Raw genomic sequence first — 6,687 nt, 5'->3', positions numbered from 1 at the left:
GGTGAAGAAAGCCTATGACTTTACGGTCAAAGGCATTCAGGAAGGCTGGATCGGCAATACGCTGCTGTGGTCTCCGGAATGGGGGCAGGCGACCAACGACGGTGGATTCGGTGTGATGCTCGGACCGGCTTGGATGGCCGGCAACATCAAGACGAACGGTCCGGATTCTTCCGGCAAGTGGAGAATTACGCAGCTTCCGGAAGGCGCGGGCAACTGGGGTGGTTCCTTCCTGACGCTGCCGAAGCAGGGCAAGCATTCGAAGGAAGCTTACGAATTCATCGCCTGGCTCGACAGCAAGGAGAATCAGCTGGAATCGTTCAAATCTAAAGGCTTGATGCCTTCGATTCCTGCCTTGTACACAGATGAAGCCTTCACCGGCTTCAAGGACGACTTCTTCGGAGGTCAGGCGACGGCCGTGGAATACGGCAAAGCCGCACAGCGCGTCAAACCGGTCTACTACGGTCCGCTGCATGACCAGACGGATACGTTCTTCAAGGATGCGCTGAAAAACGTCCTTGAGAAAAAAGCCGACCCGGCCAAAGAATGGGACGCTGCCGTCGAGAAAGCCAAAACGCTGGCGGAACGCAGCTAACTATTTTCCGGAAATTCAAATGTTAAAGCATTGATTCTGCATCCAAATTCGTCAGGACGGCCGCAGCGCCGCGCCTGGCGGGTTTGGATGATCCTATGAGAACCGCGGAGGTGCAGCATGGCAGAAACCGTAATCGCTTCGCAGGCCCGGAGCAGCAAGAAGCCTTTTCTGACGGAGCAAAGGCGGAGCCGGATGACAGCCTATACGTTTATTTCGCCTTTTTTTATTTTGTTCGCCATTTTCGGGTTGTACCCGATATTCTTTACGATTTATCTGTCCTTCTACAAGTGGGATGCGCTCGGCCCGATGAAATATGTCGGGATGAAAAACTACGACCTGATCACGAGCGATCCGACCTTCTGGATCTCGTTCAGCAATACGCTCATCATGGGCGTGATGGGCACCGTCCCGCAGCTGATTATTGCGCTTCTGCTGGCGGTCATGCTCAACTCGGCGATGACCCGGTTCAAGAAGACGTTCCGGGTTCTCTTTTTCATGCCCAACATTACGTCGATCGTGGCCGTGACGCTCGTATTCAGCACCCTGTTCGGCAACAACGGCATGATCAACTGGATGCTGAACGGCCTGGGGCTGGAGAGCGTGGCCTTTAACTCCGGCTGGTGGGGCGTCAAAATCGCCATCTCCACCATGGTCATGTGGCGCTGGACGGGCTACAACGCGATCATTTTCTTGTCCGGCCTGCAGAGCATTCCGATGGACCTGTACGAAGCCGCGCGGATCGATGGGGCCAACCGCCGCCAGCAGCTCGCCTACATTACGCTGCCGCTGCTCAAGCCGTTTATCGTCTTCGTGACGCTGATCTCGACTATCGGCTCGCTCCAGCTGTTTACCGAACCGTACGTCTATTTGGGGCAGTCCGGAACGGGATCGACCCGCCAGGAAGGGATCACGATGGTGACTTATTTGTACAGCGAGGCTTTCCGGAACGGATTTTTCGGAACGGCGGCGGCCACGGCGGTCATGCTGTTTATCATTACGATCATCTTCTCCATGATTAACATGTGGGTGTCGGGACGGATGAACGGAGATACGGAAGGTGGTAAGGCATGAGTTCACTTCAAACGGCTTCTTCCCGGACGCCGGGGGATACGGGGAATCATCGGCAAAACCCTCTTTTACATTTTGCTCGTGCTCGGGGCGCTGGTCTCGATCTTTCCTTTTTACTGGATGTTTGTCATCGCGACGAATGACCGCGGGGCGGTATTTCATATTCCCCCGATGCTGTCCATCGGCGGCGAGTTTCTGAACAATTTCCAGCGGGTGCTGGAGCGGACGGATTTCTTTCGCGCGCTGCTCAATTCGCTCTTTGTCTCTTCCATGGTGACCGTGTCGGTGGTGTTCTTCTGCACATTGGCCGGATACGCCTTTGCCAAGTACGATTTTCCGCTGAAAAATGCACTCTTTTATTTCGTCATCGCGACTCTGTTCGTGCCGACCCAGCTGAGCGTGCTGCCGACGTATATCATCATGGCGAAGCTGCACTGGATCGATACGTACAAGGCGCTGATCGTGCCGGCGATGGTGAACGCCTTCGGGATCTTCTGGATGCGGCAGTATATTTCCACGGCGGTCCACTCCGAGCTGATGTTGTTCTCCAATCGCGACGGGCTCGATTACGGCATGATCATGTCCGCGACGTTTACGGCGACGCTGCCCCTTCTGATCGTGTTCCTTCTCTTCAGCCGCTGGGTCATTGCAGGCTTGACCTCCGGGGCCATCAAGAGCTGATTCCCCTAAAATCTGCCAGACACGAAGGAATTATTTCATGCCATGAAGAATGAATAGATCTAAAGACATAGAAGCAGGAGGCAGGAGGACCCAAGTGCCATGAAGCTCCGCCGCAAAATATTACTGGCTATTATTCTTCTGGTGTTCATACCGGTCATCATCATGGGCGTGGTCACCTATTACAACTTTTCCAGCGCCATGGAGAAGAAGTCGAACAATTTCTACTGGATTTCGCTGCTAGAGACGGACCGCAAGCTCAAGTTCGCCTTGAATGAGATCAACTCCGTCTCCAATGCGGCGATTACCCAGCCAGTCATTCAGCAGTTTCTGAAAAATCCGGACGTAAGTGTGACGTACGACCGCAAGCAGGAGATCAACAATCTGCTGATCAACCACCCGATGATTACTTCGTTCAGCCTGTATTCCACCAGCCAATTGATTTATCAGTACAATGCGCCAATGTCATTCGGTGATTTGAAGCGGCAAACCTGGTATGCGTCCATGCTTGGCGCCGAAGGGCGTCCGGTATGGTCCGGGCCGGGGGAGAACGGTTCGGCGGCAGCGGGCCGTCCCGTCATGATTCATGCCCGCGTCATCAAAGACTACTACTCGCTGGAGACGATCGGCTACTTGGTCATCTATGTGAAGCCGGACATTTTGGATCAGGTATTCTGGGAAGCCGCGACGCTGAAGAACGGGGACATTCTGCTGGTGAACAAAGAGGGCAGTGTCGTATTTAACAAATCCGGTGACCGGATCGGGGAGAACATCTCTTTTCCTTTTCTGTCAGACACGTACACCAAGACGAAGGACTATTACGTAGATTCTTTTCATCATGAAAAATCGCTCATTACCTTTCTGCCGTCCCACAACGAACAGTGGTATTTGGTTGCGGTGACGCCGCTGAAGCTGATTCGTTCTGAATCCGTTTCCATTCGGAATATCGCCATTATTTTAGGTCTGTTTTCTTTGCTGTCGGCACTTTGGTTCGACCAATTTTTTTATCCGCAGGCTGGTCCGCAGCCTGATCAGCGCCGTAAACGGCATGAAGCGGGTTAAGCAGGGCATCTTCGTGCCGATCACATCCCATACGCAAAGTGATGATGAAACCGATCTGCTGATCGACGGCTTTAACCGGATGAGCTCGCAGATCCAGGAGCTGATCCAGCAGGTCGAGACGGAGCAGACCCGCAAGAAGGAAGCCGAGCTGCAGGCGCTGGTGGCCCAGATCAATCCCCATTTTATTTACAATTCGCTGGAGACGATCAACTCGATGGCGGTGCTGGCCGGGAACCGGGATATCAGTAAAATGGTCATTTCTCTCGGCAAGCTGCTGCGGATCAGCATCAGCGAGAACCAGGAGCTTATTCCGCTGTATATGGAGTTTGAGCATGTGCGCCATTACTTGAACATTCAGAAATACCGGTTCGAAGACCGGTTTGACTATGAAATCGACATTCCCGAGACGCTGCGATCATATATGACTCAGAAGCTGATCGTACAGCCGATTGTTGAAAACGCTTTGTACCACGCCATTGAGCCGATGGAGGACAAAGGATATATCCGCATCCAGGCCATTGAAGCCGGCCGGGACATCGTCATCGACGTGACGGACAACGGGCCGGGCTTTGACCCGGAGTCGCTGCTTCGCATTTGGAACAAGGAGTCCGCCGGATCGAAAAAGTACCATGACAGCGGCGTGGGCCTGAAAAACGTCCATGAGCGGCTGCGGATCCGGTTCGGAGGCTATTACGGCATCCTCATATGCTCCTCTCCCGGCGGCGGATCGGTCGTCCGGATCCGGGTGCCGAAGATTATGCCATAGGACCGGTGCGTCAGGGGAGGAGAAAAACGGATGTTAAGAAGAAAACTGCGAAGCTGGGGCTGGGTGCTTCTCTATGCGGTTGTACTGACCGGCACGGTCGTCGTCGTGGCGCATGCGAACCATGAGCCGATCGAGGAGGACGCCACCGATAAGGTCACGCTGACCTTCCGGCATTTCTGGATCAGCGAGCATGACCGGCCGATGCTGAACATTTTTGAAGATGTCGTGCGCGAGTTTGAGGAGGCCCATCCCAACGTCAAGGTCAACTTCGACGGGATGGATCAAACGATCCACCGGGAGCAGAAGCTCAAGAGCGAGATGGTGACCGGCACGCCTCCGGACATGTTCGTCCTGTTCGGCGGCGCCGAGATCGAGCCGTACGTCAGGTCGAACCGGCTGCTCGATTTGACGGAGTTCGTGAACGGCAACCACCTGGAGAACGAATTTAAAGATTTGAAGCTGTGGACCTTCGACCGCCATGTCTACGGCCTGCCGATTGAAGGCAACGCCGAGCCGCTGTATGTGAACGGCGCGCTGTTCCGCAAGCTCGGGATCGCCATTCCGGAAACATTAAGCGAGTTAAACGAAGCGGTGGACGTGCTGGGGCAGCACGGCTATATCCCGTTTGCCCTCGGCAACGAGGAACGCTGGCCGGCGGCTATTTTTGCCCATTATTTAATGGACCGCTACGGCAATCCGCAAATGATCGAAAATCTCGTCGAGGGAAACAGCGGCAGCGCGTTTCAAAATGCGGCTTATCTGAAGGCATTTAACCAGATCGAGGCATGGGCGGAAAAGGGGGCATTCGGCCCCCATCCCAACGATATCTCGACCGAAGAAGCGATCGACCTGTTCAGCCATGGCAAAGCGGGTATGTATTTAAACGGCAACTGGGACATTACGCTGTTTCATAATGAGCGGGCGCCGGCTGATTTTCAGAACGATATCAAGGCGATTCCGTTCCCTTCCCTTGAGCCCGGCGGCTCCAAGTCGCTTGCGGGAGGTTATACGATCGGAATCGGTTTATCTTCCAATTTAAGCGAAGCGCAGAAAAAGGCGGCACTGGAGCTGATGAAGAGCTTGTACACGACCGAAGTGCAGGAACGGATTGTGTACGAGGGCCTGCGGATTCCGTCCATGCGTATTCCTTTTGATGCCGAGCGGACCGGGCCGGTTTTTCCGCAGGTCACCGCCTTAATGGAGCAGGATCCGCAAACCTTCGTTCCTTATGACAATATGCTGTCCCCGGAAGTGAACAAATCGTTTCTGGCGGTCATCGCAGAGATGATTCACGGGGGCATTTCGGCAGGAGACGCATTGCAGGAGCTGGACGTCTCCTCACAGCAGTACTGGAATCTGAGGCGCAGCACGGCGGTGAAATGAAAGGAGGGATAGGAAGTGGAAGGTTCAGGCCGGCATTACACAGCCATATTGGTGGATGACGAACCGATCATTCTGCGGAGTCTGAAGGCTGCCATCCCCTGGGAGGAGCTGGGCATCGAGGTGGCCGGCGAGGCGAAGAACGGGGAAGGGGCGCTCGACCTGGTCCGGGAGCATGCGCCGGACATCATCATCAGCGATATCCGCATGCCCGGCATGGATGGCATTACGCTGATGAAGGAAGTGCTTACGGGGAACCCTGGACGCATTTTCATCGTGATTAGCGGTTATGGCGAATTTGAATATGCCAGGGAGGCGCTTCGACAGGGGGCTTTCGACTATCTGCTGAAGCCCATCGATCATGACGAATTGACAGAGATGCTGAAGCGGGCGGCTGCCCGGCTGGACGCGCGTCGGGCCGACGACAGACTGCTGCACTCGGTTCAGGTGCTGTCCGTTATGGCCCGTGAGCGGATGTACGCGGAATGGATCGAGGGCAACGACCGTCCGCGTGGACCGCTGGCGTGGCTGGAGAGCCATGAGCTGGATGAGGACTACTTTATGGCCGTTGTGCAGCTGGATCATTACCACCAGCTGAGCGAACGGTGGTCGATGGCCGAAAAGCGGCTGTGGCTGTTTGCGGTCCGCAACATTTTGGAGGAGTGGTCGCAGCAGTACGGATGCCTTGCGGTATTTCCTTTTCACAGCGGAGAATGGATCGTGCTGTTCCCCGATGCGCTGCAGCCTCGGAAAATCACGCTTGGCCACGATCTGATCGACCGGATCCGTACGTATTCCAAGCTGAAGTGCTCGGTGGGCCTCAGCCGGACGACCCGGGGAATCCATCAGCTGAGCAGAGCCTATGACGGGGCAGCCCGGGCGCTGTACCAGCGCTTTTATTCCGAGCAGGAGGGTGTGTTTGCCGATACGGAACATGAGGATATTGCCGGGCATCCGGATTTAAAATATCCGAAGCATCTGGAATCACAGCTGCTGGACGCCATCCGGACGCTCGATACGGTGCGCCTGAACGCATGCTGGGATGAGCTGAAGGGATATCTGGAAGAACAGGCCTATCCGAAGGAGGGAGCCGAGCGGCTGCTCATCGAGCTGACGATCGTCCTGTGCCGCCAGCTGGAGC

5 protein-coding genes and 1 pseudogene are annotated in these 6,687 nt (G+C 55.2%); all 6 read left to right on the top strand.

What is annotated here, in order from left to right; all coding sequences use genetic code 11:
* The coding region (locus CPT76_RS20840; protein WP_146116371.1) for an extracellular solute-binding protein at positions 1 to 592 on the top strand (592 nt) is incomplete at its 5' end.
* Positions 593 to 709: 117 nt separating this feature from the next.
* Positions 710 to 1,663, top strand: a complete 954-nt coding sequence (locus CPT76_RS20835; RefSeq protein WP_105444332.1) for a carbohydrate ABC transporter permease — start codon at positions 710 to 712, stop codon at positions 1,661 to 1,663.
* A gap of 72 nt (positions 1,664 to 1,735) precedes the next feature.
* Entirely contained in the window at positions 1,736 to 2,341 is a 606-nt protein-coding gene (locus CPT76_RS20830; protein ID WP_374954697.1) for a carbohydrate ABC transporter permease, read from the top strand.
* A gap of 99 nt (positions 2,342 to 2,440) precedes the next feature.
* Positions 2,441 to 4,166 (top strand): annotated as a pseudogene (locus CPT76_RS20825) (sensor histidine kinase).
* 30 nt (positions 4,167 to 4,196) lie between these two features.
* Positions 4,197 to 5,549 (top strand): ABC transporter substrate-binding protein, encoded by a 1,353-nt coding sequence (locus tag CPT76_RS20820; RefSeq protein WP_105444330.1) that lies wholly within the window; start codon positions 4,197 to 4,199, stop codon positions 5,547 to 5,549.
* Between the two features lie 15 nt (positions 5,550 to 5,564).
* Positions 5,565 to 6,687, top strand: a 1,123-nt coding sequence (locus CPT76_RS20815) for a response regulator (protein ID WP_105444329.1), incomplete at its 3' end; no start/stop codon positions are given.

Source organism: Paenibacillus sp. AR247 (assembly GCF_002968895.1).
In the GTDB taxonomy this organism is placed as follows: domain Bacteria; phylum Bacillota; class Bacilli; order Paenibacillales; family Paenibacillaceae; genus Paenibacillus_AQ; species Paenibacillus_AQ favisporus.
Note: the sequence above shows the minus strand (reverse complement) of the source record. Positions and strands in the feature narration are given on the sequence as shown.

Bases quoted from the DNA above. Each gene is read 5' to 3' on its own strand.
- CPT76_RS20820 (WP_105444330.1), top strand. From the start codon at position 4,197: ATGTTAAGAAGAAAACTGCGAAGCTGGGGCTGGGTGCTTCTCTATGCG.
- CPT76_RS20835 (WP_105444332.1), top strand. From the start codon at position 710: ATGGCAGAAACCGTAATCGCTTCGCAGGCCCGGAGCAGCAAGAAGCCT.